Raw genomic sequence first — 25,472 nt, 5'->3', positions numbered from 1 at the left:
GGCGAAACCCTGCGCTGTGGCAGAAGTGGTGCCATGGAACTGAGCTTCGCCTACATGACCAGGCCCGGCCACCAGACCGTCGTCAGGCGGCGCGCCTGCACCATGATCCAGCAGGCCTTCCCGGCGAACGGCATCAATTTCGCCCAGCCGACGGTGCAGGTCGGAAACGACGAGAAGCAGGCGGCTGCCGCCGCGGCCGACGTCTTCGGCCAGTTGGAGGCGCAGCTCAGGCGCGCCCGGAATGGTCGTGAACGGCACACGTCCAGGCGCTTGGCCTTCGCCAGCCGCTCCCTTCACCGCCGTCGCAAAAATTCCAGCTTCAGCCGGTTGATCTGCTCCGCGGTCCATCCCCGAACGTCAGTCACTTCGATCCAGGCATCGATGTAATGCTCCGGCGCATATACATGCCCGTACCCCATCGGGGCCGTTGTGGCCATCGCCATGTCGACGGTGAACTGGAGAAGCGTCACGACCGGATACCATTTGAGCTCGGGAGACACGTCGGAACCGCGCGGCCCCGCCATCCATTCCGGCTGTCGGTACAGGGACCGGTAGTCGAAGAACGTCACCGGGTCGCTCGCATATTGAAGATAGACGATCCGCATCGGTCCCCAATGTGCGTTCGGGATCGCCAGGCCGTTCTCCTGGCTCGTGAACCGCACATACGACCCGTCCCTGAAGCGTGGCAGCCAGGCTGGCGATCCTCGCTCGCGGTCGTCGGTGACGGAACGCCAGATCCTGCTCGGAAATGGCGGGCCGCTCCAAAGTGCCCCCTGATACGGGTCGCCGATCACTTCGAACAACTCGGCGGATTGCTCGGAGCTCAAGGCGCCAAGGCTCAGCCCGTGCAAATAGAGTCTTGGGCGGCTTTCCTTCGGGAGCTTGGCCCAATGGCTGTAGATTTCCGCAAAAAGGGTGCGAGGGGCCTCGGCGCCATAGCCGGGTTCGACCAGGAGGGACAGCCAGCTTGTGAGATACGAATACTGCATGGCGACGCTCGCGACGTCGCCGCCGTGGAGATATTCGACGGTGTCCATTGCAGCAGGGTCTATCCGACCGGTGCCTGTCGGCATCACTACGATCAGCACCGAGCGATCGAATCCGCCGACGCGCTTGAGCTCCTCGAGGGCGAGCTTTGCGCGCTCCTCGGCTGTCTCCGCAGACCGCAATCCGACATAGACGCGGATCGGCTCACGCGCATCCATCCCCAGGAACGAGCCTAAACCCTTGCTCGTCGGTCCGGTCGCGATGAACTCCCGCCCCGCCCTTCCTAGTTCGTCCCACTCGATCAGCGAGGTATCGCTTCCGAAACGCCAGGCTCGAAGCAGCAAGTATGCAAATTGGTGGAAATTGCCGGAACCGGCTTAGCTTCGAGAATCGCCAACGCCTCATCGGATGTCCGTGCCTGTCGGAGTCGCGCCCGAACCTGAGATGCCCGAAGCAGCCGGCATATTTGGGAAAGGGCAGGGAGGAGGGCGGACGTGGCAGAGGCCGGCCAAAGTATAGTGTAAATGACGTCGACGGGATCGTCGTCCGGGCCGTCGAAATCGATAGGCTGAGCCAAACGTGTCAAAGACGCGGCAGGCGAAGAGATCATACCGAGCAGAGCGTGGGGGATCGCGACGCCACGACCGATGCCCGTCGAGCCGAGACACTCACGGTCGAAAAGACCACGGACAACCATCTGCTCGTCAAGCCCATTTCTCCGAGCAATCCTGATCGCAATTTTTGACAAGGCTGATTGCTTTCCCTTCGTCACAAGATCAAGCGAAATGTCTTCTTCTGACAGGATGGGGGAGATCATCAGGGTCAACCTCCGTGTCGATCCAGACGCGATCGCAAATGAGCGTTCAACCGCACTGGTCAAGCAGGACAGAGTTCTCAATGGACTGAGGAGTGGAGATGAGGCTGGCTGTCCCGGACGCGAACTCTCTCGCGTCCGGGCTAATGGCCCGTTTTGAGGCGTCTAGGCTCCCGCCGGAAATTGAGGCTGAAAATATTCATAGCAATTCAGAGGTAGTGGAAGATATTTTGAAAATCAAGCAAAACAGGTACGGGCCTGACTAACAGAAATAATGCTTTTAAATGCCAGTTATTTTCGTTTGACGAACAGAACAGTCTCCTGCTTGCTAGCTGGGCGCGAACATGCCGTGTCAGAAAGTGAAAATCGAATTTTTAGACGGACTTCCAGATCTTCAGCCGTCGCAATTTTTATTTCAACCAGGAGATGCCGTGATGAAAAAACTTGTCCTCGCAGTTGCCTTGACAGTGGGCAGTTCGCTTTGCGCCATGGCGGCGAATGAGGTCACCAAAGCTCCGCCAGCCGCTCCTTACGAACAGGTCAGCAAGCTTGTGAAACTGCCCGACTTCCTGCCGGGCATGGGCCAACTTTTCGTCGATCCGACGACATTGCCTGCCGGACCATTCCTTGCCTATGACCACGATGGCGAGCTTGTCAGCACGATTTACATGCTGCCGATCAAAGACCTCAATCCGGACAAGCGTTTTGACGACCTCGCTTCACCCGGCGGCAATGTCGACCATGTGGACGTCTACTACAATGCCGGCCATCCGGGGGTAGAAGAGCCGCATGTCCATGTCGTGCTGTGGCATGTTTCGGCGGCTGACGAGGCACAGGTCGCCAAATGACACTGACGCGTCGTGAGATACTGGGCGCTGGCGGCGGGCTCGCCGCCGCCCTTTCCCTCTCTTCTCTGGCCGTGCTGGGTGGCGAGATGATCGAAGTCAAGATGCAAGGGCGCGACGACGGTTCACACGTCTGGTTCGACCCGATAGGCATTCTGATCAAACCAGGACAGACGATCCGCTGGACCAATCTCAATCCCGGCAATTCGCACACGACGACGGCATACAATCCCGCAAACTTCGAGCGGCCGCTCCGCATGCCCAAAGCGGCAAAATCTTGGGATTCTGACTATCTACTGCCCGACGAAAGCTTTTCGGTTACTTTCACCGAGCAGGGGGTCTATGATTATTACTGCATTCCGCATGAGCATGCAGGAATGGTCGGTCGTATCGTCGTCGGCGAGCCCGAGGCGCATGACTGGACGGAGCTAACCGGAGCGAAGGGAGACCTACCGGAAGAGGCCGTCAAGGCCTTTCCGATGGTCGAAGACATCATGACGAAAGGGATCGTGCGGCGCGCCTAGGCATGCGTGCAGGATGCGTGACACCAGCAACAGGAGAACCCAAACGACGATGCGAATGGGAGCCCGAGTTTCCTGTTTGTCGTCAATGATCGATAGGGGCGACCATCATGACCGGCAGCGCGTTTCCATACGATAATGAAACACGAGCGAAGCGCGACGAGCGTCAGGTAGATATGCCTCTCGGTGCTCGGGCCGCAGCCCAACAACGTGAGCGTGCCACACATCGGCTTGCCGCCTTAGGCGAGATGACTGGCGGTATTGCCCATGATTTCAGAAACCTCCTGGCAGTCATCGGATCCGGCCTGAGGCTTGCCGAAATTAGAGCCGAGGAGCCCGAAAGCGTGAGGACCTACATTGCTGCAGCGCGGCAGGGAATCGATCGAGGTATCGAACTGACGTCACTGGTACTGGCCTTCGCAAAACATCAGGAACTCGAAATCCACGCTGGCAATTTGAATGAATTCCTCAGGTCTTTTGAGCCTTTCCTGAGATATGGCGCAGGCCCCGATGTCCGCGTCAAGCTGGAGCTTGGTTCCGATATCCCGAACTGCTTGATCGACCCGGCGCTGTTCGACTCTGCAGTGCTTAATCTCGTAGTGAACGCACGAGATGCGATGCCAAGTGGCGGGGAGATCCGCGTCACCACTGAGCGATTGGTGCAGACGGCCCCGACGCCTGACCTGCCCGGGCCCGAAACCTACGCATGCGTTCGCGTCAAGGACGATGGTTGCGGCATGGCTCCGGAAGTCTTGCGAAAGGTGTTTGATCCTTTCTTCACGACGAAGGGTGAGAAGGGCACCGGGATAGGGATGTTGCAAGTGCAGGCATTGGCGCAAATGGTTGGTGGTCGGATCCGGATAAAGAGTGAGCGAGGGATTGGAACAACGGTCGACCTTCTGTTCCCGTCAATCCAAGCGGACCTTTAGACGCCCAACAACTCCTACAATTTGATGTCGGCGCTCGCGACGGAATGCAATCCTGCCAGGGCAGGACCTACCACGCTCTCGTCCGCACTTGCAGATTGCACCGCGTAAACCGGATAGGAGAACTGCGGCATTTCAGGCACAAGGTGCAGCCGGCCGGCCTCCATGTGAGGCCGCACAGAACTCATCCTGAAATATCCGGAGCCGCCAGTCGCAAGAACATAGCTCAGTGCGAGCGGACCGAGATCGAAAGAAAGATCCGGCGCAGCACTCGGGAAATTCATCCCGTGGTGAAGTTCAAAATCCGGCCCCCAATCCATATAAACATAATCGGATTCGTCCAGGAGGCGCGCTTCGGAATTGGTCGTCACGAGGACGAGTTTTTCCTCCAGAAGCAGATCGATCTTCAAACCCGGTCTGTGGGGTGGCGCGTACATGATAGCCAAGTCGACCATTCCTGACGCGACCTGATTGATCAAATCCTTCGGCACATCGACGTGTACTCGAAGTGCAATATCCTGAAGCGACCCGCGCATCCATCGGACCCAATCGAGCAGAAGAGGTTGCGCTAGGCTGACTTCGCTGCCGACCGTCAGAACAGCTCGACGTCCCGGGGGCACGGCAACCTGGTGAAGGGTGCGTTGCCATAGTTGGACAAACATCGGGGCGTGGCGCAGAAATTGCTCACCGGCCGGGGTGAGAGAAGCTCCACCTTTGTGGCGAACAAAAAGCGCGCGGCCCAATTGCTGCTCGAGGTTGCGAATCCGTGCGCTTACGGTCGTCTGGGCGACATTCAAGCGCTCCGATGCCCGAATGAAACTCCCTGTCGAAACGATCTCGATGAAAGTCCGGGCGAGTTCAATGTCCATAAAACATATAGCATAAAAATTGCGTTTAAATGTCAATCAATTTCGTTTGCTATATAGCTAGTCAGAGCAATAGGCTTCGAGATTATCCACCCAGCTCTGCGCTGAATGCTGCGCAGCGCCGGTGGGAGGGAGCGCAAGCAAATGACCGACAGGAGTTCGACCATGTCCCCAGTGCAGCAGGAACTTAGCGTCACCAGTGGTTTGCGCACGGTTGCACCCGCCCGGCACCATTCAAAGGTCGTGAAATTCATCAGCGAGGTCGCCAAGGCGGCGGCCAACGATGCACCGACCTCGGTTGAGATCTTCTCTGACAGCGGCCACTGGTACTGTCGGGTTCGCCGCGGCCATGAAAAGACCCGGCCGATGGGTCCCTATACCAAACAACAGGCCGAGCGGATCCAAGAAGCTCGGAGAATGTCAATCGCAGAAAGAGGAACCTCTCGGATCATGTTCGAGTAAACGAGGATCTCATGATCACGCCGGCCTGACGGCAAGATCCACTGGCACGCGGAACGATTCCGAGGGTGAGCCCCATCAGTGGAACATTCCTTCTGTCCGCATGCTGGTTTGTGAGCGCGTCGTGCGCTTAAGACAGGAGAAAGGAATACGAAACGAATCGTTTTGACCTCGGCCGTGTTGGCGCTTTCCGCCGGCCTTTCCTTTGCCCAGACGACGAGCGGAACTTCGGGCGAGACCTCCACGACCACAACCACGACCAGGCCTTATCTGCCGGGCTTTCTAACCCGGCCAGTTGCCGGTGGGCCATTTCTTTAGCGAGACCCACCAGGGCATCGACCTTTTGTATCTGGTCCGCGTCACCGCCATTGGCGACGCGTTTCCGGATCGTCTTATCGCAATGCCCCTTGGGCGGCTAATAGCCTGTACTTTTCGAAGATCGCCAGCTTCTGCGGATAGGTGATCCGTACCTTGGCGTTGCACCCGTCGCATCTGAAGTGCGCGATCGTTCTTAGCGCTGAGCCCTTCCTTACCGCCGGATGCGAGCAATCCGGACAATCGAATGTGAGCGCAACATCAGACAAGTCTTGGGCTAAACCCATTTCCATCTCCTTCGCAAGCGCTGTGGCTACACTCTGTCGGGACTCAATGGGGCAATGCAGATGCGAATCCGGCTGTGCTAACGCGAACAATTCGTCAGGGAAAGCCGCCAAGCTAGTGCGCCTTCTCTGCGCCCTTTGAGAGACGAAGAGACCTCAATTCATCCAGCAGTTCGGGCTCGCTGGTCGTAATGTTTCGGAAGATTGCGACAATCGCCACCGCCAAGGCCTCGGCATCCCGGCTTGAAGAGTCCATGTGTTCATCTGCGCAAACCTGATCGAACACGCTTTCGCAAATAGCCAGATCATGAGGGCTGAGGCAGGTGCGATTGAAACGCCGACGCAGCATCTGTGCGAACCTTTCAGGGCCTGTTGCCAGTGTTTGCGGCGGACTTTTTTTGCCGATGAACCGCTGAGGCGTGATTGGAATAAGTTTGCTCGCTGACTGATTATTGGCCTTTCAATAGTCCCAAGATCAGCGCGCACTCGCGAGCTCTATACTGTCCAGCAATCATAAGTTGTCGGTAATCCCGCAGTTTTTGTTCTGGGACATGAAATCCTCGCCGAAATTCCGCCGCCTCTTTCGGAGCTCGAGTGCAACCGAGTCTACTGGCGGTGACTTTCAAACTCGCCAGTGAGCATCCGACCTTGGCTGCAATATCTTTCAAAGGTTCGTTATTAAAATATCCATCAAGAATTATCTTGCGACGAGCTTCTGCTTTGAGCTTTGCGTTCATTTCGTTGTCTCTTCAACTACGCTTTCACCGTGCCAGACTCTATACACGCTAGGTTGAAGAGTGTCGTTATCGTCGCATCCAGAAACTTATCTCGGAATGCATTTCTTGCTGTAACCAGGCGTGATGGCGCTCTGTGGACTCGCGTTCAGCTGGTCTTGCCAGATGGCTGTGATACACCACATGATTGCGGTGGCGATGGGCATACCGGAATCGGATACGGCACTACGCGATGGACGCTAAGAGGCAGGACAAGGCGCTTGCGAGGCAGGCGATTGAGCGCGATCGACGTCGTTGGCCGCGCGAAGCTCAACCTTACAATGAGGCTGCCCCGTCACTTGCGCCGGCGCTCGAACCTTTGACCTTTTCGACGCTCGAACTGGCGCCAGAGGATCAATTCGTCGCCTGGCAGGCGCATATGGCTCCGCTTGTCGAGATCAAGTTGCCGGATGACAAATCGCTCGACGATGGCTTTCCCGCCGACCACACGGCTTGGAACCTCGGCGGCATGCTGATCGTTCAACAGCGCGCACCGGCACATAGTTATATGCGTTCTGCTGCGAAGCTTCGGTCCAGCTCGATCGATCACTGGTATATCGCTTTGCCGCATACTGGCCGGTCGTGGACGGAGGTCGATCGCCGCGTAGCGGAAAACCAGCCGGGCAAATTGGAGATTAGATCGCTTGGCTACCCGTTTCGGGGGAGGGCAACGGAATCCCAAAGTCTCTTTCTCTATTTGCCGCGTGATTTGTTCGCCGATGCGGCGGCAACCCTGGACGCAAAGAATAATTCAATTCTGTCCGGCAACTTTGCCAACCTTTTGCTCGACTATCTCAAGAACATCGAAGCAAGACTGCGCAGTCTCACGGCTGACGATCTGCCCCGCATCGTGCACGCAACACGCAGCATGATCATTGCCTGCCTCTCGCCCCCGGCGGAACATGCCGCGGCCACCGAACAATTGGTGAGTGTCGCGCTGATGGAGCGAGCCCGTCGATACGTCCACAACAATCTGGATGCGGCTCATCTGACGCCGGATTCAATGTGCCGGGCGCTCGGCGTCTCGCGCACTCGTCTTTATCAGTTGTTCGAACCGAGCGGTGGTGTTCTCCACTACATACAAAGTCGCCGACTTCTGGCAGCCCATGTTGCGCTTAGCGATCCGGCGGACAGCCGGCGCATTGTTAATATTGCCGAAGCCGTCGGGTTTAGTTCAGCGGCTAATTTCAGCCGAGCTTTTAGCAAGGAATTCGGCTACAGCCCCCGCGAAGTCCGAAGCTCCGTGGTGTTGCCGCGCCCCGCCCATTCTGTTTCGCATGCCGGACACGAGGAGGCCTCTTCCTTTGAACATTGGCTCAAAGCGCTCGGAAGCTGAGTACAAGATCGGGAATGGTTGAAGTGGGGCGGGCTTAAAACAGGGCGGGGAAGATCAGCCGCCTCATGAACCAGAATATTTTTATTTTCGTGTCGCGTTCACCGCGCCATCAATTATAGCCGATCCCCGATTTATCAACCGACTGTTCATCGATGTCGCCGCGCATCACGGCGGAGCATGCATTGCAACTACGCAGCATAAGACACTTGTTGAGACCGCTAGTCGTATGTTTGCCAAGTCAAGAAACAAGGAGATAGAGCGGTTCTGCGGTTCCTTGAAATGACGAACCGCTCCAGCCCGGATTATCTCCCCAGCAAAGGGCTGCGTAGACTGGCGGCGGACAGCAATAAGCCGGTCGGAACGGTGCAAGAGCGCCTCGCCGAGCAAGATATGTACGCCAGGATAAGTATTAGGATGCAAAGCTAACGACAGATCGGCCTCGTGCGTAGATGCTGCAATGGCTTGGCGGGGGCTCGGCGGCTTGGCGGGGGCTCGGCACAGGTGGCAGGCATCATGTTGGGGTGATGTCGTGCTGCCTGTGCCGATAGCCGCTGCACGGTCAAGGGTGGCGTCATTGAGCAAGCGTGCCAAGGTCGATGGCGGCCGAGTCAATGGCGGCCGGCTGGAGTTTCTTCCGCCGCAGATCCCGACTCGGGTCGAGCGGCCGCCTGAAGATGAGGGCTGGATCCACGAGGCCAATCTCGACGGCTATCGAACCCAGATCATCATCGATAATGGCGGCGTGCGTCTTTACAGCAAGAACGGCCGTGACTGGACCACGAAATACTGGCCCATCGCACTAGCCGTCGATCTGCCATGCCGGACTGCCATTCTCGACGGCGAAGTCATTGTTCCCGGCGAGCAGGGCGCTTCCGATTGCCCTGCGCTGGAAGCCGCGATCTGGAACGAGCCGAGCCGGCTGGTGTTCGTCACTTTCGATATCCTCCATCTCGACGGCCGCGATCTAGTCTCCTTGCCGCTGCTGCAGCGCAAGCAGGCGCTATGGCAACTGGTTGAGCCTGGCCTCGGCAAGATCCAATACAGTGAGCACTTCGAGGGCAGTGCGCTGGCGCTCTTCCGCACCGTCGAGAAGATCGGGCTCAAGGGAATCATCTCGAAGCGTGCCGACAGCCGCTTCAGGAGCGGACTGTCGAACATATGGCTGAAGGCCAAATAATTCGAAGAAGCCGACTCCCGAGTTGCGGGCGTTTACGAGCCAGGTACGGCTCCAATGGCCCTGATCGCTGCTCATGGGGCGTCCTCACCGATTTGAGGATCGTGCAAGATTACCACCATAGGAGACAGCGCTCTTCGCTTTTGGATCTGTCGAGTATCAACGCCGGGAATGAGCTGCATTGCGTTCTGCAACCGCTCGCTGGATAGTCTTGGCGATGTTGCAGACCTTATTGACTCATTGGCCCCAGATCCTCGCGATCATTTCGGTGCTGATGGCGGCCATCGGGATCGTCCACGCCATAATGACGAAGGAAGACGTCCGCGCCGCCACAGGTTGGGTCGGCGTAATGTTCCTGTCGCCATTCCTCGGCGCGATCATCTACGCCGTTGCCGGCATAAACCGCATCCGTCGTGCAACGATCAGCGCCATGCGGCCCTTTTCCAGCGAGGCGGCTTCCGCAAAACATGAGCGCAACTTTGCCGCCGAGGAATTGATTGCCGAGCGGTACGGCCAACGCTTCACCGGCCTGAAGACATTGGGCGACAGGGTGGCCCGGCGTGCCCTGACCTCGGGAAACGCGATTGCGATATTGGAGACAGGTGACGAGGCCTATGCCGCAATGTGCCGAGCGATTGATGGCGCTCAACGCACTGTCCTTCTCGAGACCTACATCTTCGACAATGACGATGTCGGGCGGCTTTTCGTGGAATCTCTCGCCGGAGCCGTCCAGCGGGGTGTCAGCGTTCGCGTGCTGATCGATGCCGTCGGGGCGCGTTACTCCGTCCCCAGCATTCTTGGGCGCCTGCGAGAGGCAGGAATCACAGCAGACCTCTTCAACGGCAACATTGTCATGGGCCTGCGTCTTCCCTACGCCAACCTCAGAACGCACCGGAAGATCCTGGTCGTCGACGGCACGATTGCGTTCACCGGAGGGATGAACATCCGAAAGGGATTCTCAGCCGAGTTCGCCGGCTCCTCCAGCGCGAGGGACACGCATTTTCAGGTCACCGGACCGGTCGTTGCCGACCTTTTTTCGGTTGCCGCCGAAGATTGGCGCTTCGTGAGCGGCGAGCTCCTGAAAGGCGACACCTGGCAAGTGGCCGCGCTTCCCGCGGCTCCCGGTCAACCAATGCTGGCGCGGGCGGTTGCATCCGGGCCGGATGCCAGCATCGAAACGAACCACAACTTGCTGATCGGGGCATTTTCCGTCGCCCGCAAATCGATCCGCATCATGTCGCCCTATTTCCTGCCGGATCGGGAACTGATCAGCGCGCTGACGACCGCAGCCAGGCGAGGCGTCGAGATCGACATCGTGGTACCGGCGATAAACAATCTTTTCCTTATTGACCGGGCGATGACGGCGCAATTCGATCAGGTCCTGAAGCACTATTGCCGCGTATGGCGCACGCAGGGCTCGTTCGATCATTCGAAGCTGCTGTCGGTCGATGGAGTTTGGGCTTTTATAGGATCCTCCAATCTTGACGCCCGGTCCCTGCGGCTGAATTTTGAGATTGATGTAGAGGTTCTTGATGCAGGCTTTGCCGCGGAGATTGAAGCGCGGATCGGATCGGCAATCGCCTCCGCCACGTCTGTAACGATCGAAACCTTGAGAGCCCGGCCATTCATCGTCCGCCTGTTCGACCGAGTGTTGTGGCTGGGATCGCCCTACCTTTAGAGGCTTTCTCGTTCTGGCCGGGGCAATTCGGGCGACGCAGCCATCGCTCCTTTCGAGCGCCGCATCTCGTCAGGGCAGGAAGCAGCGATTGCAGATCCTGTTTGAGTGAGACAAAGCTAAGTCTTGAAGGTAGTGAGGACGAACAGCAGACTCATGCAAAGAACTGGACAGAGCTTTCCTGCAAGTGTGCTCAAATCCATTCGCGACAGAAAGAAGCAGAAGGCGAAGACTGCGCCGTCCGAAGGGACACGCCCCGCGGAGACTCTGGTCGCATCTTACAACGTTCACAAATGCGTGGGCGTCGACAGAAAGTTCGATCCCGAACGAATCGGTCGCGTCATCCGGGAAATCGGCCCGGATGTCATTGCGTTGCAGGAAGCGGACAATCGCTTTGGAGATCGTGCCGGCCTTCTGGATCTGCTGCGTCTCGAATTGGAAACAGGCCTGGTGCCGGTGCCGGTGTCCGGAAACGGCAAAGGACACGGCTGGCACGGCAACGTCCTGCTTTTCAAACGGGGCATCGTTCGCAATGTCCATCAGATAAAGCTTCCGGGGTTGGAGCCGCGCGGAGCCCTGGTTGCCGAAATCGATCTGGACGAGAAACGAACTCTGCGCATTATCGCAGCCCATCTCGGCTTGCTGCGCCGATCGCGCTCCGAACAGGCCCGTGTCGTGCTCGAAATCATGAACAGACCGGACGAAAAACCAACACTGCTGCTCGGCGATTTGAACGAATGGCGACTCGGAACCCGTTCCGCGCTGAATACGCTGCACACGACTTTCGGTCCCGCGCCACCGGCGGTCCCCACCTTTCCATCAAGTCTGCCGCTGCTGTCGCTCGACCGGATCATGGCAAATCGACACGGAATGATCTCATCCGTCGAAGCCCATGACACGCCGCTTTCGCGGGTCGCCTCCGATCATCTGCCGCTTATAGGATTCGTTCGCCTGTGATGTGCTGCCCAGCCCCATGGATGGAGATCGGTTCAAAGGGAAGCTCTAGCCGGACTGGCGGAGCGGGGCGGCCCAGCGGCTTTGGTTGCGGGGGAGGTCGCTGGGCCTGGCGAGCCTTCGGGGGCGTGCTCACGTGGCTGGTGAATACGTGAGTTAAAGCTAATGCAATCGAAACCTCGGTTGCGGGCTCCAGCGGCACGCCGTCAATTCGCACGGGGCGGGCGGTTTGCTCCAGTCCGGAAATTCCGATTTGGAGGCCGCCATTGCACAGCTGCCCTGCGACATGCGAGTTTGTCAACCAAATGGCTCATCATGGGAGTCTCGTCATGTCCATTCGCCGAATTGCGTTGACCTCGGCAGCGGTCATGCTTGCCTTCACCAACCTCGCCCAGGCCAGGCCGGACACCCGCGCCATGACCTGCCAACAGACGCAGGCGCTAATCCAGAGCCATGGCTCGGCGGTGCTGACCACCGGCCCGAACACCTATGCCCTCTACGTCCGCCGGTACAGCAATGCGTGCGACTGGTCGGAAATCCCAGCGGTAGGGTTTGTGCCGACGCTCGATGGCCAGTGCTTGGTTCATCGATGCAGAGAGCCGCTCTACACTCCTCCCGGCTGACGGTGACGAGCATAGCTATTCTGCTGCGCCTTTCGGCAGGTAGCCCTTTTCCCGCAGATACGTGGTCAGGATCTCTCGACCATCGATGACACAGACCGCATGTACTCGTGTCGGCCTCGCCTGGCAAAGCCGATCATCACGAAACCAATGGAGCTCCATCCAGTGCGAACCGCAACGATGGTCATTGCCAATCCCGCAACGACGCAAAGCATCACGGCTGCTTGGAGCAGCCAACTCCCAAAGAACTCAGGAGTCATGTTCCCCTCCCACTGCGGGTAAGCAAATGATCCCCCAAGCCGTACTCAGCATCGCGCGGCAGGGCAGAGCGTCAAGCCTGATCGCGCAAGCTACCCCGGCAGCAAGCCGGCCCGCTCAAAGATCAGGGTGGCGCCGTCGGCGGTGATGAACGCCGCGACGGTCGGGCCTTCTTTGCCAGGAACTCGATTTGAACAAAGCCAGCCTGACCTTCCGTAGTCGAGAGGCCATATTGCGGGTGCCCATGCACGAAGAAATCGTTGGCAGCGAACAGGACATCGAACATCGCCAGTAGCGTGTCTGCTTCAGGAACGTCCACGAGTTCGATGGCAACGTCGATATCAGCGGGCTTAACGACATCCTTTGACCGGCGCCGACCAGACCGCCGGGAGCCGAAAATCCAGGCTCGGCCTATTCTCTGTTGAGATCTAAGGAAAGCCAGTAGTCCTTCGAACTCCAAGTCTGTCAAATGCAGATCGAAGGCTCCCGTGTTCCTGGGCGGTAGGTCGTAGCTCACTTCGCTTCGCCGGCCTCATGTGGCGGGCCCTTCTCTACTGGAAGAAGATGCGCCCAACTCTACTCAGAGCCAGTACTAGCCCTTCCACGCTGGGAATTAGGAATATCACTCCGCCCAGCAGTAACAGGGCAAGACAAAACGCTGAAAGGGCGGGGGACCTTCGGTCCAAAAGCTCGAAATACGCGGCGAGCACAGGAGCTCCGGCGTTTCCCGCAGACGCGCCGAGAAGCCAGTCCCTCTCCAGTACACGCCCAAGCAAGATTACTCTTCCTGGTTAGTCTGGTGCCGGGATTGAAGCCTCTGTCACCATAGCGCCTGCCCGCTTCATTTCGTCGTGATCCCAGTCACCTTGAACAGCCACAATATAGCTTCGTCGTGTGGGATTTGCTTTGATTTGGAACGGACAAAAGACCCAAAAAATAAGCAAACCAATGAGGATAATCACGCTGCCCATATACAGAAAATGGATTCGCTGGAGAGGAAGTAGCCAGAAGTGCTCCCCCAAAAGAGTCAAATCTCATAATCCAGTCTTGGAACTGGTTTCCCCAGATTACGGCATAACCTAAGATCGGAACGAGGCTCGCAAATTGCGGGAGCCTAGTTCGGGTTAACGAAGCAGCATATGTCCATCTTGGGCTGAATTTCATCGGTGGCCTGCAAATCACTGTCCGCAGCTTAGTGCGTAACTCTGGCAAATCGATGAATTACTTAGATAAATCAACGGCGGATGGCGGAGGGAGTGTCCTTCCGCCGTACTCCCAGCACATTCCGATAGATTCCAGAATCATCAATTAACTCTGTAGGTTATTTCCGTTTTCTGTTCTGGACTGTTCCAGAGAATTGCAGCATATTCCAACCTTTCTTTGTGGGTAGATTTGTCGGCCGGCCGGGTTCGACGGATACCTTGCAGGGTGAGAGGACGCGGAACATGCGGGCGATCAATAAGCTAGGCCAATTCTCACCGTAACGGACGATCGGCTGCGCAAACCCGACCAGCTCCGCCGATCGTCCGTTGCTTGTTCCGCGCCCTATGGCGGTAACACTAACCGCCAAGGCTAAAATCGCCGCTGGATGAAAATTCAGCGGCAGGTCACGAGCAGTTGAACAATCTCTTCGCAATGCTCGGCCACAGAAGCCGATAGGCCCCAGACCAACAAAATTTAAAGCTGAGACACTTACCTGTGTAAAATTCACTTGTTTGACACCCAGTTTCGTGCCACGTTGTCGAGCTCGATCCTCTGCCAGCATCTTTAGTGCATTCAGGGCCTTGATCCAACCTCCATGGATCGGATCGCAGTCAATTGGCCGGTTGGGGACCTTGATACGCGCGGATGGCCGAGACCGAACTCGGGCCGGCGACGTCCTCCTAACGGACAGTACGATTAGCGGACAGTACGATCTTCACTACGCTTTTCGGCGGTGACGAGAGCTTAAACCGTTTCTGGTTTAACCTTGCTACACGCTGCTAGACCGGCTGATAGCGTCAAAATGCGGAGAGCTAACATGTCGAAAGATCAATCTGCAACAACGACACGCCGGCAGTTTCTTGGAGCGGCGACCGCAGTCAGCGCACTGACGTTGACCGCTCCGCCTGCCGCTGAGGCACAGCCTGCGGTCAACTCCGGCAACGAAATCATGACCGCGCAATTGACGACGACTGGACAAAATGTCGAAGCCGCCGCGACCGTCACCGGAGACTGGACAAAGCCGGCAGCCATGGCGATTCCGAAAGAGGGATACTTCAAACTTGAGCAAGGCCGCTATGGTCCGGTGTTTGCCAAGACGCCGGCCAACTATGGCTTCACGATCATTGCAAAGATCAAGCCCGGCCGAGAGCAAGTGGTCCGCGACCATGGAATGGTAATTGAGAAGGGAGTCGCCGAAAATCCCTCTCTTCTTGCAGTTCTCAAACTGCATTACCTGCGATGGGTGGTCTTTGACGTCGGTGGCGGGCCCTACTTCATGTATCAGGGAATTTTCGACACGGATTTTGACAAGTACACCGAAGATGCCGTGGCGATTTTCGGCGGCTCAGGGCTAACCACCGTGTTCGAGAATCTGGAGGGCTTCCCGTTGGATTGGCAAACAAATGCGCCGGCGTTCATAAAGTTCGTGCGCGACCATCACTGGCCAAGCTTTCTGGAATACGCAGAGTATCCGTATGTCAGCGGGGACGAAGTCAAAAAAGCGCTCAGAGTAAAGAGCGCGCTATCCGCCATGCTCGATCAGATGCAGTGATCCGGATGCATAGGCCAAGACCTCCGGATAATCGAATCTCCACTCCGAAGTAGGAGTAACGATGATGAAACGTCGGGAATTTAACCGACTGGCGCTAGGAATTGGTCTTAGCCCGATACTGGCAAATGCTCCACTACTCGGGCAAACAGAAGCCTTGGCACAGGAGCTGCGGCGAGGCGTCACGCTTGAGCTCGATGATCTCCAGCATATCATTTTGGCCCGTGTGCCTGCGCTCACGGGTCGTTACGAATTCCTTTCGTTTCGCCAGGCTGCCCAGGGGCGGTTGTGGCTTGCGGGAATTCTCGACCAAGTGGCTTCCGTTCAGCAGGCCAGGGATTCGATCGAACGAGAGCAACGATGGGTGTCCGTTGCCTTTACCTGGCAGGGCCTTCGCGCGCTTGGGGTAGACGAACAGGCACTGGCAACGTTCCCGGAAGAATTCCGGCAGGGCATGGTCGCGCGTGCTGAAGTACTTGGCGATACCGGTAGGAACCATCCTAATCACTGGATCGGCGGCCTCTCCAGTCCGGCATTGCACGCCATCGCCATTTTGTTCACTCGTGATGTCTCGCAGCGCGAACGGAGCACGCGTGAGCATCAGGCTCTTTTGGCGCGAACGCCTTCCGTGGAAGTTCTTTCATCTCTCGCTGTGGATGCCATCTCTGCCGATCATGCGCGCGATCATTTTGGCTATCGCGATCGACTTACCGAGGTCGCGATCGAGGGTGCCGGCGTCGAACCGACACCGGGTTCAGGCGGGTACATCAAAGCGGGCGAATTCATTCTCGGCTACCCCGACGAGAACGGACCGCCAGTCGGATTGCCTCATCCGGAGATCTTATCCCGACACGGCACTTATATGGCCTATCGGAGGCTGCAGGAACATGTAGGCGCGTTTCGCGAGTTCTTGCGCCAGAACGGCAAGACGCCGGAGGAGCAGGAATGGATCGCAGCAAAATTGATGGGGCGCTGGCGTAGCGGCGCCCCACTCATTTTCGCGCCCGAGAAAGACGATCCAGCTCTCGCCAAGGACCCTCAGCGCAACAACGATTTCAATTACGGCGAAATGGACCCATACGGCTACGCCGTTCCGCTCGGATCCCATATCAGGCGAATGAACCCGCGAGACACTGCAGTGAATATCCAACGGCGCAGAATGATCCGCCGTGGCGCAACCTATGGCCCGGCTTTGCCGGAAGGCGTGCCCGACGATGGTGTTGATCGCGGCGTAGCTTCGTTCATCTTGTGTGCAAGTCTCATTCGTCAATTCGAGTTCGCCCAGAATGTATGGATAAACGATCCCCGTTTTCACGAACTTGGCAACGAGCGCGACCCAATAATCGGCAATCAGGATGGTACCTTCGATATGACAATTCCGAAGCGCCCGCTTCGTCGAAAGATAACAGGCCTCCCTTCCTTTACAACAGTCAAGGGAGGCAGCTACTTTTTCCTTCCGGGCATTAGAGCGCTTCACTACCTCGCCGCATTGGGCCACGATCGTTAGGCATTTTTCGTGGGGCTACACCCCATCGGGATCCGATCGTATGCCGAGCCGCTCGGCAAGCGAAACCAGCAGGCCCAGCGCGTCGCAAGTTTGAATTAGAAACCGTTTAGCATCCGACCCTCAATGAACAAGACCGGCTCGAGCATTAGACACGAGCAAATTTGCTCGTGGAGTGTCGCGGGTCTCTAGGTTGAGCATGGCAAGGGCTAGCGCTCGATGAGGATTACCCCCCACGTACAACCAGAACTCCGCAGCGTGGTCGGCAAAGGCGGCGGGATGGCGCGCGACAAGTTCTTCATACCGCTCTTCAGCATATTTGCGCCAGCGAGTGGCCTCTTCCACCTCGCCCATTTCAGTTAGCATCCGCGCAGTTTGCGCTGCATAGTCCGGGTCGTCGGCGCCGAACGCAAGGCGGCGAAGCCGAGCGACCGCCCCTCTGCGGTCGCCGAGCTCATACTTAACTTCGGCCAGATGGCCATCGGCTTGCGCATAGGTCGGCAATCTTCGCCATGCCGCTTCAAACCAGCGGCGGGCGCAGTTGAGGTTACCATCAACCAACCACATATGGCCGCGTTGAAACTCAAGCTGGGCAATCGGAAACGGCGAGACGCTTCGGAAGCGTCTGCAGCTCTCGTCGAACCAAGTTTCCGCAGCCGCAATCTCCCCAAGTTCAGCATAGAGAGAGGCAAGACCCGCCAGACTTTCGAAATCGGCGTGGGACTCTATTGCCTTCCGGCGAAGCGCCATCGCCTCCTCATAGCGTCCTACGGCCTGCAGGATCGACGCCCTCTCGACATCGGTTTCAAGATCTGTACCAAGGCGCTCCGCGGTATCGAGATCGGCCAGCGCTTCATCGAATCGATGCAGACTGGACCGCGTTCGCGCGCGCGCAAGGAAGGCAAGTCCGACGGCCGGCGCTTCAAGAGCCCACTGTTCAGCAAATGCTGACGCGCGTTCGTAATCTGCTATGCGGCCAAGAATCTGGGCCCGCAGAGTAATAAGATCGATCAGTCCCGCCCATGCGTCGCTCTCCAGGTCCCCACGGCTAGCGCCTTGCTCGAGCCCATCGATATGTGCCTCTAAGTTCGACAGAGCGATCGTGCCATCCGTCGTCCGGGGCGATACGGAAAACAAGCACGCATTCATCACATCGGTATTCCGACAAGTGGCGCAAGCTTCGGGGGAATCGGATTTGGCTTCGACAGGTAGGGGAAACTGCGCGACGCGGGCGCCGCCGTCTGATCGACGCCGTCCGATATACGGGGACCGTTGCCGTTGTTGATCAGGATCGTGAGCAACGAGTCGACGATGTCGTGGTTGGGCCAACGGCCGCCGCAGGTCTTGTGTGGTACGCCCCGAAGTACCGCTCTCTCAATCTCAAGATATCCATCCTCGTCGAACGGCTTGGACATATCTACGATCAGAAAGTCGGCGAGCAGCATCTCGGTCAACGGGTGGATGCCCTTGTCGTCGAGCGGCCAGTCGATTTTGTCGTCTAGACTGTCGTAGACGGCCATGCTGCCGTTGAAGCGTGCGCGATACGCTCCAGCATAATCTGGGCGAAGTTTAAACCCATCCTCCTCGCTATAGAGGTCGCGCACGTCCAGATCGCGGTTCACCGTATCGGCCGCCTTGTCCATCATGATGAAGTTCTTTATTTCGGGGCGGCCGACACGATCGAGCCGTGCGCTGAGTGATCCATTTGTGGCAGTTTCGGCCACGACCGCAACGAATGGTCCAGCATCGGAACCAAACAACTTGGCGTGCTCGACCTCGATGACGATGCTCAGGACATTCTGTCCCTCGACTGAGTTGATTCCCGTAATTTTGGGGATTTTGCGGGTCATTCTGAGACCGCCTGAAAACAGCTGGTCGACGAAAAATGGGTCAAGCCGGCAACCAGCAAAGATATGAATGCCGTCACCCCGCGTACCAGATTCAGCCCCCACACGGACTGCGAAGTCACCGAAGGGGCTATGGCAGGTACCGGTCTGCATCGGCTTATCGCCTTTTTGCCTAGGCACGGCAAAGGTAAAGCTGAAGAGACATTCCTGTTCGCCGGCCACGAATGCGGCCCCCGGGCCCGTAGCAGCGATTCGCGCTGGACGAACGCGGATCCGGTAGTCGATAGCGTCGGAAAACAGGAGGCGTGTAGCTTCGATCTGTTTGAAAGGGTAAACGTCCATTATCAGCACTAGGTGCCCAGGACGCTCAGGGCTGGGAAAGGCGAACACGTCAGAAATGTCGATTTCTGGGTTGGCTGTCGCCCTCGGTCCTGCACCGTGATCCGCAGCGATCGCGGAGTGCGGTGGCCAGATGCTGGGAACCAAAAGCGCAGCACCAAGCAGAATGACCGACCTACGATCGATCTCTACCATTGTATGCTCCCACAATTTGGCGCGAGAACGCTAGTAGACGCTCTTAGTATTGGACTGTCAAGTTATGCTGATGGTCGGAAGGTGACGCATTCCCACGCCAACTCGACCCCTGATATTTTCGGGTTATCAACCTGCATCGATAGCTGGGTTGGCCGAGATACTGCGCCGGGCGGCACGGGGCACAGCCGTCGATCACGCCGCCCTGGAGGCAGAGCTTCTCGGCGTGATCCATGTGAGAGGGACCGGCCGGGAGGACAGTGAAGCGGCGGCTGCGTGGCACAGTGAGAAGGATGCAACCCATCTCGACATCTCACGGCTGTTCACGAGGATGGCTGACGCACCGAACCCGCTTGACACTTCCGTTTGTACCGCTGCCTTGCGACCGGAACTGAACGGCATGGTCCACAACCGCTGGACCGCGCGCTGGCGCAGGGAGGGACGCGGCGACCATGCCTCCATTCGCCAGGTGCGTCGGGAAGCTCTGTCTCCAGGTGAGCAGGCAAAATAGCTATCCGCCTGACTGTTGAGGGCAAGACATGTACGGCTCATTGTCCTTCGCGGTAAGGGTCCCCAAATACGATTGATCAGCGCATTCCGACTGATCAATTTTTCGAGGGCGAAAATGACTACCTACACGACGGGCTTCGACGGACCGGATTTGAGCTCTCCAACCTCAGAGATTTTGACGGCTCTGCAAGACCTGGAGGGCTTGCCGGAAGCGGACAGGGGAGCGGTGGAGCAGATACGGATAAAGCTACCTGCGGGAAGCGCTGAGCTCCGTCATGGCGCGACCCCTCTCTGGCGGGCGGCAAAAGGGCGTCCAGCGACGATCTAAGTGTATATTGAAGTGTGTAAAGCGCCTATCTGGAAAACACTAACTTAATGATTTAACATCGCTTTTCCGGATTAACTGGTGCCCCCGGACGGAATCAAACCGCCGACCTTCGGTTTACAAAATGTGCGCCAAGTCCATCGCCGACGGCGAATTGGCAATCATGTCCCCGCCGAGTAAGCGTTTGTGGGCATGTTTGTAGATTTTAAAATTACATTTCCATAAGTACTTGTTATTACTAATTTTTTTAAAGTTATTGGCGGAGGGAGTGGGATTCGAACCCACGGTGGGCTTGCACCCACGCCGGTTTTCAAGACCGGTGCCTTAAACCGCTCGGCCATCCCTCCATCGTGATTTTTCAACCACCTGGATGCTCGTCCTGATCTTAACGCGTACCCCGTGGGCACGCCTCGGAGATCGTTCGCGCTTCATTGCTCTAGTGCGCCCTATGAAGTCCTGTCAACCGGCTGTTGCCGGTTCCTGCCAGGGGCAGGGCACGGGTGCTTGACGGCGGGGCTTGAGCAGGACGAGCAGCGCTGCGCCGAAGCTCGAAACGCCGTGATTTTTCCCAGCATCGCCGGGGCGGCTTGCGCCACAATCTCGCCCGGTTCCGACCATAATCGGTTAATACGGTGATAAACAATTCCTGTGCACAAGGGATTGCGAATCAAGGTGGCGCTGGCATTGTCGGGTAGGTTTTGGCCTTGCCGACCTTCAAGTGGCGACGCCTTTGTTGAGAGGGGACAATCGAAAAATGCCAAGCACGACGCGCCCGCGTCTTCGTCGCGCTTCCGCTTTCGCGTTGTGTGCCCTGTCGGCTGCCTTGCTGGCGGCTTGCGCGGCGCCGCCACAGCCGAAGGCAATGGTCAACAAGAAGCCTCGCTCCAAGGAATATTTTGCCGAATCCGAATATGGCGTAAAAGCCAGCCCGCGCGTTACCTTCAAGATGTCGGGCCTGCAGCGTGGCGGCGGACGCGATCAGCTCGGCAAGCCCTATCAAGTGCGCGGCAAGTGGTATTATCCGAAGGAAGACAAGCGCTACGCCAAGAAGGGTCTCGCCTCCTGGTATGGCGAAGCCTTCCACGGCAGGCTGACCGCCAACGGCGAAGTCTACGACATGACACATCTGACCGGCGCGCATCCGACAATGCCGCTGCCGAGCTATGCGCGGGTCACCAATCTGAAGACCGGCAGCTCGGTCGTCGTGCGCGTCAACGATCGCGGCCCTTACCATGACGGGCGCATCATCGATGTGTCGAAGCGCGCCGCCGAAATGCTCGACTATGCCAATATCGGCACGGCCAAGGTGAAGGTCGAATATGTCGGACGGGCGCCGCTTCACGGCAATGACGAACACTATCTGATGGCCTCTTACCATCCCGGCAACAGGGCGCCGGATCCGTCGGACGGCCTGCCCACCGGCGTCATGATCGCCATGAACGGACCATCGCCGAGCACGGCGTTGGCCGCCGCCGCTGCCTTTCCCGGTCAGTTGACGAATTCCGCATCGGCACAGCCGGTCGTGGCGGCGCAGACGCCGGCCGCCGGCAGCGTGACGCTGCCCGATTTCGGGCCGATCGTGCCGGAACGGCCGCAGATCAATCTGCCGCCGCAATCGCCGTTCGCCGTAGCGACGCTGTCTTATGCGAGCGAACGCGTGCAGCGCGCCCCCGTTGTTTTTGCCGGGCTGGATGGCGCCGGCATGTCGCCCGCCGAAATCCTTCAATCGTGGAAGCGGCAAGGTCCTTCGGCCGCTTCGCCCACGGACTATATCGCGGCGGGCTCGTTCGAGGATGCCGCCGAGGCGCAGCAGGTGGCAACCCAGCTTTCCGGCTTTGGCAAGACCGAAATCCAGCGCTCCGAATTCGAGGGCAAGGATTGGTATTCGGTCAATCTCTACCCGGACGGCCATGGCAGCCTGGACGAGATGCTGCAGGCGGCATGGTCGCATGGCGCGCCGGACGCGCTCGTGGTTCGGAATTGACCGGCAAAATCTGAAGTTTTGGCCAGTTCTCCATCGCACGGTTGCTCGGCCGGGACAAAGCCTGATAATGCATGTCGCGCAAAAGTGTGCAGCGGTTTTGCGATAACGACATGCATAAAACAACAGCCTAAAGCACGTCGCGTGAGGTCGTCGAAGGCGACGCGCTTTAGGCTTGCCCGGAACTACCGGCTGACAGGTCGAACTTCTCATGAAATTTCGCTTCGCCGCGCCTCTCGCCGGGCTTCTGGGTTTTGGCCTCCTGCTGCTTTCGCTGGCTCCGGCCACGGCGCAGCTTTTCGAAACCAAGGCCGCGCAGGCCTTCATGATCGATGCCGAAACCGGAACGGTGCTGCTTTCCAAGGATGCCGACAGGCCGATTCAGCCGGCGTCGCTGGCCAAGCTGATGACGATGGAAGTGGTGTTCAACGCCATCAAATCGGGGCGCGTGACGCTCGACGATACATACGTGGTGAGTGAGAACGCATGGCGCACCGGCGGCGCGCCATCCGGAACGTCGACGATGTTTGCCCAACTCAAGTCGACGATCCGGCTTCAAGACCTGATCCAGGGCGTGACGGTCCAGGCAGCCAATGACGGCTGCATCATCATCGCAGAAGGGTTTGCCGGGTCGGAGGCGAATTTCGCGACTGAGATGACGGAGCGTGCAAGGCAGATTGGCCTCGAGAAATCGACATTCGTCAATGCAACCGGTCTGCCGGCCGATGGTCAGCAGACGACGGTTCGAGAGCTTGCGCTCCTGGCCCTGCATATCTGGCGCGAGTACCCGGACCTTTATCGCTACTACGGCCAGAAGGACTTCACCTGGAACAAGATCACCCAGAGGAACCGTAACCCGCTGCTGGCGATGGATATCGGCGCCGACGGCCTGGCGATGGGCAGGAGCGAGGCATCCGGCTTCGGCATCGTCGGCTCGGTCAGCCACAGTGGCAGGCGGGTCATTGCGGCGATGAGCGGCCTGGCAAGCGACCGCGAGCGCGCCGAAGAAGCGCGAAAGCTGCTCGACTGGGGCCTTCGTTCCTTTGAGAAAACCGAGATTTTCGCCAAGGACGAGGTGGTCGGCGAGGCCCAGGTTTTCGGCGGCGCGAAATCCGGCGTGGCGCTGAAGGCAAAAGCGCCCGTGGTCATCTTCCTGCCGATCGCCAACCGCGACAAGCTGACCGCCAGGATCGTCTATGAGGGACCGGTTGCAGCCCCCGTGGAGGAGGGGCAACCGGTGGGTGCGCTGCGGGTCTGGATCGGTGACACGCTGAGCCAGGAAACGCCGCTTTTCGCCGCCGAAACGGTTGGCGTCGGCTCGCTGCCGCAACGCGCGCTCGATGCCGCCAAGGAACTGGCGGTCGGCTGGCTGCGTTAGCAGCCGCGGCGTGGACCTTTTCTCAAGTCAGGACTATTACGGTCCCGCAGCATGGACAAAGGCTTTGGTGAGCGGATTCTTCATCACCTTCGAAGGCGGAGAAGGGGCAGGCAAGTCGACGCAGATCGAGCGCCTGGCCGGCAAGATGCGCGCCAAGCAATACGATGTCGTTGTCACGCGCGAGCCGGGCGGCTCGCCAGGCGCGGAGGCGGTCCGGCATGTGCTGCTTTCCGGCGCTGCCGAGCCATTCGGCCCCAGGATGGAGGCGCTGCTGTTCGCCGCCGCGCGTTCCGACCATGTCGAGCAGGTCATCCGGCCGGCGGTCGAGCGCGGCTCGATCGTGCTTTGTGATCGCTTCATGGACTCCTCGCGCGTCTACCAGGGCGTCACCGGCGGCCTCGATCCAGCCTTCATGGACGCGCTGGAAAAGGTCGCCATCAACGGCATGGTGCCCGACATGACGCTGATCTTTGATCTCGACCCGGCCGAAGGACTGCGGCGCGCCACGGTACGGCGGGGCACCGATGCCGGCGCCGACCGCTTCGAAAAGGAAACGCTTGATATCCATCAGCGCCGCCGCGAAGCGTTTCTGGCGATCGCCGCGGCAGAACCCGAGCGCTGCATCGTCGTCGACGCCTCCGCCGACCCCGACACGGTGGAGAATGTCGTCGCCGGCGCCGTGTTCGCGGCGCTGGAGACGATGACGCCGAGACACAGGAAGCAGGCGCCGGGATGATTTTCGAACGGATCGCACCAGAACAGCACGACACGCTTGACGGCGTACCGGAGCCATCCGAGACGCCGCGCCTGGTCGGACATGACCAGGCAGCGAATATGCTGGCATCAGCCTATCGCTCCGGGAAGCTGCCGCATGCGCTGATCTTTGTCGGGCCGGTCGGCATCGGCAAGGCGACGCTCGCCTTTCATCTGGCGCATCATCTGTTGAAGCATCCGGCGTTCGAACAGGCCCCGGAGGTCCTTGCCGTTCCCGATCCGGCGTCATCGCTGTTTCGCCAGATCGCCACCGGCGCGCATCCCTCGGTGCTGCATCTGACCCGCCCACCGAACGACAAGACGAAAAGCTTCAAGACGGTCGTCACTGTCGACGAGATCCGCAAGGTCAGCCGTTTCCTGTCGCTGACCTCGCATGACGGCAGCTACCGGGTGGTGATCGTCGACCCGGCCGACGACATGAATACCAATGCGGCCAACGCCTTGCTGAAGAATCTTGAAGAACCGCCGGCACGCACTTTGTTCATCCTCATCGTCCACGCGCCGGGCAGCCTGTTGCCGACGATCCGCTCACGCTGCCAGATGGTGCGGCTCACGCCGCTCGATGCCGAGAGCCTGATGACGGTTCTGGAGAGCGTCGAACCACCGCCACCGGACGATCCCGCGGCGCGCGCGGCACTGGCCAAGCGGGCAGGGGGCAGCGCGCGCACCGCAATCCTGTTGACGCAGTATGGCGGGCTGGAAATCGCCGAGGCGCTCGACGCCCTGGCGACAGCGGCAAAGGGCGATGTTGCCGGCGCCTATCGCCTCGCGGAGGCGGTCGCCGGGCGCGACCGGGCGATCCAGTTCGAGATTTTCAATCGCCGGGCGCTCGACCTGCTCTCGACCGGCGCAAGCCAGGCCGCGCTGGCGGGCGATCTGGCGCGGGCCAAAACGCTGTCCGATACTTGGCACGAGGCTTTGAACGCTATATCTGAAACCGACACCTACAATCTCGACAAGAAGCAGCATGCCTTGACCATGATCGACCGCCTGAATTCTGCAATGCGAATGTGACGGCCCATCGGGATGGCAATCGCCGTTTCGATGCGATATCCACCGACAT

The 25,472-nt window shown here is 58.6% G+C and carries 24 protein-coding genes, 1 tRNA gene and 1 pseudogene; 16 read left to right on the top strand and 10 right to left on the bottom strand.

Features of this window, described 5'->3' with window-relative positions:
• Window positions 1-50 precede the first annotated feature (50 nt).
• From AC0L17_RS07030 to AC0L17_RS07020, 3 genes and pseudogenes are all read right to left on the bottom strand, one after another.
• On the bottom strand, window positions 51-260 hold the full coding sequence (locus tag AC0L17_RS07030; RefSeq protein ID WP_473515274.1) for a hypothetical protein: 210 nt from the start codon (window positions 258-260) through the stop codon (window positions 51-53).
• Between the two features lie 33 nt (window positions 261-293).
• Window positions 294-1,313, bottom strand: a pseudogene (locus tag AC0L17_RS07025) (alpha/beta hydrolase); the annotation flags it as partial.
• Window positions 1,289-1,804 carry a PTS sugar transporter subunit IIA gene (locus AC0L17_RS07020; RefSeq protein WP_473515273.1) on the bottom strand — a complete coding sequence of 172 codons (516 nt, stop codon included), beginning with the start codon at window positions 1,802-1,804 and terminating at the stop codon, window positions 1,289-1,291. The gene AC0L17_RS07020 and the pseudogene AC0L17_RS07025, both read right to left, overlap by 25 nt.
• Before the next feature lie 431 nt (window positions 1,805-2,235).
• On the opposite strand from AC0L17_RS07020, the gene AC0L17_RS07015 reads away from it, so the two are divergent.
• The 3 genes from AC0L17_RS07015 to AC0L17_RS07005 all read left to right on the top strand — a co-directional run bounded on the left by AC0L17_RS07015 (window position 2,236) and on the right by AC0L17_RS07005 (window position 4,096).
• Window positions 2,236-2,649, top strand: coding sequence for a DUF5602 domain-containing protein (locus AC0L17_RS07015; RefSeq protein WP_027153955.1), 414 nt, complete (start codon window positions 2,236-2,238; stop codon window positions 2,647-2,649).
• Window positions 2,646-3,170 carry a plastocyanin/azurin family copper-binding protein gene (locus AC0L17_RS07010; protein ID WP_473515272.1) on the top strand — a complete coding sequence of 175 codons (525 nt, stop codon included), beginning with the start codon at window positions 2,646-2,648 and terminating at the stop codon, window positions 3,168-3,170. The genes AC0L17_RS07015 and AC0L17_RS07010 overlap by 4 nt, the downstream gene beginning before the upstream one ends.
• A gap of 107 nt (window positions 3,171-3,277) precedes the next feature.
• The gene (locus AC0L17_RS07005; protein ID WP_473515271.1) at window positions 3,278-4,096 is read left to right on the top strand and encodes an ATP-binding protein; all 819 of its coding nucleotides are present in this window, start codon (window positions 3,278-3,280) and stop codon (window positions 4,094-4,096) included.
• A 14-nt stretch (window positions 4,097-4,110) separates the two neighbouring features.
• On the opposite strand, the gene AC0L17_RS07000 is transcribed toward AC0L17_RS07005, so the two are convergent.
• Window positions 4,111-4,962: a LysR family transcriptional regulator gene (locus tag AC0L17_RS07000; RefSeq protein WP_027153958.1), complete on the bottom strand. Its 852-nt coding sequence runs from the start codon at window positions 4,960-4,962 to the stop codon at window positions 4,111-4,113.
• A 162-nt stretch (window positions 4,963-5,124) separates the two neighbouring features.
• On the opposite strand from AC0L17_RS07000, the gene AC0L17_RS06995 reads away from it, so the two are divergent.
• On the top strand, window positions 5,125-5,421 hold the full coding sequence (locus AC0L17_RS06995) for a hypothetical protein (protein WP_473515270.1): 297 nt from the start codon (window positions 5,125-5,127) through the stop codon (window positions 5,419-5,421).
• Window positions 5,422-6,132: 711 nt separating this feature from the next.
• On the opposite strand, the gene AC0L17_RS06990 is transcribed toward AC0L17_RS06995, so the two are convergent.
• Both AC0L17_RS06990 and AC0L17_RS06985 read right to left on the bottom strand, forming a co-directional pair.
• Window positions 6,133-6,366 carry a hypothetical protein gene (locus tag AC0L17_RS06990; protein ID WP_473515269.1) on the bottom strand — a complete coding sequence of 78 codons (234 nt, stop codon included), beginning with the start codon at window positions 6,364-6,366 and terminating at the stop codon, window positions 6,133-6,135.
• A 100-nt stretch (window positions 6,367-6,466) separates the two neighbouring features.
• Window positions 6,467-6,754: a hypothetical protein gene (locus tag AC0L17_RS06985; protein ID WP_473515268.1), complete on the bottom strand. Its 288-nt coding sequence runs from the start codon at window positions 6,752-6,754 to the stop codon at window positions 6,467-6,469.
• Between the two features lie 229 nt (window positions 6,755-6,983).
• Here AC0L17_RS06985 and AC0L17_RS06980 point away from each other — a divergent pair, with 229 nt between their 5' ends.
• The 5 genes from AC0L17_RS06980 to AC0L17_RS06960 all read left to right on the top strand — a co-directional run bounded on the left by AC0L17_RS06980 (window position 6,984) and on the right by AC0L17_RS06960 (window position 12,552).
• Window positions 6,984-8,126 carry a helix-turn-helix domain-containing protein gene (locus AC0L17_RS06980; RefSeq protein WP_473515267.1) on the top strand — a complete coding sequence of 381 codons (1,143 nt, stop codon included), beginning with the start codon at window positions 6,984-6,986 and terminating at the stop codon, window positions 8,124-8,126.
• Window positions 8,127-8,691: 565 nt separating this feature from the next.
• Window positions 8,692-9,303, top strand: a complete 612-nt coding sequence (locus tag AC0L17_RS06975; RefSeq protein WP_473515266.1) for an ATP-dependent DNA ligase — start codon at window positions 8,692-8,694, stop codon at window positions 9,301-9,303.
• Between the two features lie 214 nt (window positions 9,304-9,517).
• On the top strand, window positions 9,518-10,978 hold the full coding sequence (locus AC0L17_RS06970) for a phospholipase D-like domain-containing protein (RefSeq protein ID WP_473515265.1): 1,461 nt from the start codon (window positions 9,518-9,520) through the stop codon (window positions 10,976-10,978).
• A 153-nt stretch (window positions 10,979-11,131) separates the two neighbouring features.
• Complete coding sequence (locus AC0L17_RS06965; protein WP_473515358.1) at window positions 11,132-11,932, top strand: endonuclease/exonuclease/phosphatase family protein; 801 nt, start codon at window positions 11,132-11,134, stop codon at window positions 11,930-11,932.
• A gap of 326 nt (window positions 11,933-12,258) precedes the next feature.
• Window positions 12,259-12,552: a hypothetical protein gene (locus tag AC0L17_RS06960; protein WP_473515134.1), complete on the top strand. Its 294-nt coding sequence runs from the start codon at window positions 12,259-12,261 to the stop codon at window positions 12,550-12,552.
• A gap of 379 nt (window positions 12,553-12,931) precedes the next feature.
• On the opposite strand, the gene AC0L17_RS06955 is transcribed toward AC0L17_RS06960, so the two are convergent.
• The gene (locus AC0L17_RS06955) at window positions 12,932-13,324 is read right to left on the bottom strand and encodes a hypothetical protein (RefSeq protein WP_473515264.1); all 393 of its coding nucleotides are present in this window, start codon (window positions 13,322-13,324) and stop codon (window positions 12,932-12,934) included.
• A 1,503-nt stretch (window positions 13,325-14,827) separates the two neighbouring features.
• Between AC0L17_RS06955 and AC0L17_RS06950 the strand changes: the two genes are divergently transcribed.
• Both AC0L17_RS06950 and AC0L17_RS06945 read left to right on the top strand, forming a co-directional pair.
• Entirely contained in the window at window positions 14,828-15,562 is a 735-nt protein-coding gene (locus tag AC0L17_RS06950; protein WP_473515263.1) for a twin-arginine translocation signal domain-containing protein, read from the top strand.
• 61 nt (window positions 15,563-15,623) lie between these two features.
• Complete coding sequence (locus AC0L17_RS06945; protein ID WP_473515262.1) at window positions 15,624-17,066, top strand: Dyp-type peroxidase; 1,443 nt, start codon at window positions 15,624-15,626, stop codon at window positions 17,064-17,066.
• A gap of 120 nt (window positions 17,067-17,186) precedes the next feature.
• Here the strand turns inward: AC0L17_RS06945 and AC0L17_RS06940 are convergent, their stop codons facing one another.
• Both AC0L17_RS06940 and AC0L17_RS06935 read right to left on the bottom strand, forming a co-directional pair.
• Complete coding sequence (locus tag AC0L17_RS06940; protein ID WP_473515261.1) at window positions 17,187-18,200, bottom strand: tetratricopeptide repeat protein; 1,014 nt, start codon at window positions 18,198-18,200, stop codon at window positions 17,187-17,189.
• A gap of 11 nt (window positions 18,201-18,211) precedes the next feature.
• The gene (locus AC0L17_RS06935) at window positions 18,212-19,444 is read right to left on the bottom strand and encodes a DUF4331 family protein (protein ID WP_473515260.1); all 1,233 of its coding nucleotides are present in this window, start codon (window positions 19,442-19,444) and stop codon (window positions 18,212-18,214) included.
• A gap of 148 nt (window positions 19,445-19,592) precedes the next feature.
• Between AC0L17_RS06935 and AC0L17_RS06930 the strand changes: the two genes are divergently transcribed.
• On the top strand, window positions 19,593-19,952 hold the full coding sequence (locus AC0L17_RS06930) for a hypothetical protein (RefSeq protein WP_473515259.1): 360 nt from the start codon (window positions 19,593-19,595) through the stop codon (window positions 19,950-19,952).
• 581 nt (window positions 19,953-20,533) lie between these two features.
• Here the strand turns inward: AC0L17_RS06930 and AC0L17_RS06925 are convergent.
• Window positions 20,534-20,623: transfer RNA gene (locus AC0L17_RS06925), tRNA-Ser, on the bottom strand.
• Between the two features lie 407 nt (window positions 20,624-21,030).
• On the opposite strand from AC0L17_RS06925, the gene AC0L17_RS06920 reads away from it, so the two are divergent.
• From AC0L17_RS06920 to AC0L17_RS06905, 4 genes are all read left to right on the top strand, one after another.
• A complete protein-coding gene (locus AC0L17_RS06920) occupies window positions 21,031-22,260 on the top strand; it encodes a septal ring lytic transglycosylase RlpA family protein (RefSeq protein WP_473515258.1) in 1,230 nt (409 codons plus the stop codon).
• Between the two features lie 208 nt (window positions 22,261-22,468).
• Window positions 22,469-23,635 (top strand): D-alanyl-D-alanine carboxypeptidase family protein, encoded by a 1,167-nt coding sequence (locus tag AC0L17_RS06915; protein WP_473515257.1) that lies wholly within the window; start codon window positions 22,469-22,471, stop codon window positions 23,633-23,635.
• 64 nt (window positions 23,636-23,699) lie between these two features.
• Window positions 23,700-24,371 (top strand): dTMP kinase, encoded by a 672-nt coding sequence (tmk, locus tag AC0L17_RS06910; protein ID WP_473515357.1) that lies wholly within the window; start codon window positions 23,700-23,702, stop codon window positions 24,369-24,371.
• Entirely contained in the window at window positions 24,368-25,423 is a 1,056-nt protein-coding gene (locus AC0L17_RS06905; RefSeq protein ID WP_473515256.1) for a DNA polymerase III subunit delta', read from the top strand. The genes tmk and AC0L17_RS06905 overlap by 4 nt, the downstream gene beginning before the upstream one ends.
• The last annotated feature ends 49 nt before the right edge of the window (window positions 25,424-25,472 follow it).

It is taken from the genome of Mesorhizobium sp. WSM4829 (assembly GCF_055811475.1).
The sequence above is the reverse complement of the archived record's forward strand: the minus strand, read 5'-3'. Positions and strand labels throughout refer to the sequence as shown.

Coding starts and splice junctions, on each gene's coding strand:
- AC0L17_RS07020 (WP_473515273.1), bottom strand. CDS start 1,804: ATGATCTCCCCCATCCTGTCAGAAGAAGACATTTCGCTTGATCTTGTG.
- AC0L17_RS07015 (WP_027153955.1), top strand. CDS start 2,236: ATGAAAAAACTTGTCCTCGCAGTTGCCTTGACAGTGGGCAGTTCGCTT.
- AC0L17_RS07010 (WP_473515272.1), top strand. CDS start 2,646: ATGACACTGACGCGTCGTGAGATACTGGGCGCTGGCGGCGGGCTCGCC.
- AC0L17_RS07005 (WP_473515271.1), top strand. CDS start 3,278: ATGACCGGCAGCGCGTTTCCATACGATAATGAAACACGAGCGAAGCGC.
- AC0L17_RS07000 (WP_027153958.1), bottom strand. CDS start 4,962: ATGGACATTGAACTCGCCCGGACTTTCATCGAGATCGTTTCGACAGGG.
- AC0L17_RS06995 (WP_473515270.1), top strand. CDS start 5,125: ATGTCCCCAGTGCAGCAGGAACTTAGCGTCACCAGTGGTTTGCGCACG.
- AC0L17_RS06990 (WP_473515269.1), bottom strand. CDS start 6,366: ATGCTGCGTCGGCGTTTCAATCGCACCTGCCTCAGCCCTCATGATCTG.
- AC0L17_RS06985 (WP_473515268.1), bottom strand. CDS start 6,754: ATGAACGCAAAGCTCAAAGCAGAAGCTCGTCGCAAGATAATTCTTGAT.
- AC0L17_RS06980 (WP_473515267.1), top strand. CDS start 6,984: ATGGACGCTAAGAGGCAGGACAAGGCGCTTGCGAGGCAGGCGATTGAG.
- AC0L17_RS06970 (WP_473515265.1), top strand. CDS start 9,518: ATGTTGCAGACCTTATTGACTCATTGGCCCCAGATCCTCGCGATCATT.
- AC0L17_RS06965 (WP_473515358.1), top strand. CDS start 11,132: ATGCAAAGAACTGGACAGAGCTTTCCTGCAAGTGTGCTCAAATCCATT.
- AC0L17_RS06960 (WP_473515134.1), top strand. CDS start 12,259: ATGTCCATTCGCCGAATTGCGTTGACCTCGGCAGCGGTCATGCTTGCC.
- AC0L17_RS06950 (WP_473515263.1), top strand. CDS start 14,828: ATGTCGAAAGATCAATCTGCAACAACGACACGCCGGCAGTTTCTTGGA.
- AC0L17_RS06945 (WP_473515262.1), top strand. CDS start 15,624: ATGATGAAACGTCGGGAATTTAACCGACTGGCGCTAGGAATTGGTCTT.
- AC0L17_RS06935 (WP_473515260.1), bottom strand. CDS start 19,444: ATGGTAGAGATCGATCGTAGGTCGGTCATTCTGCTTGGTGCTGCGCTT.
- AC0L17_RS06920 (WP_473515258.1), top strand. CDS start 21,031: ATGCCAAGCACGACGCGCCCGCGTCTTCGTCGCGCTTCCGCTTTCGCG.
- AC0L17_RS06915 (WP_473515257.1), top strand. CDS start 22,469: ATGAAATTTCGCTTCGCCGCGCCTCTCGCCGGGCTTCTGGGTTTTGGC.
- AC0L17_RS06905 (WP_473515256.1), top strand. CDS start 24,368: ATGATTTTCGAACGGATCGCACCAGAACAGCACGACACGCTTGACGGC.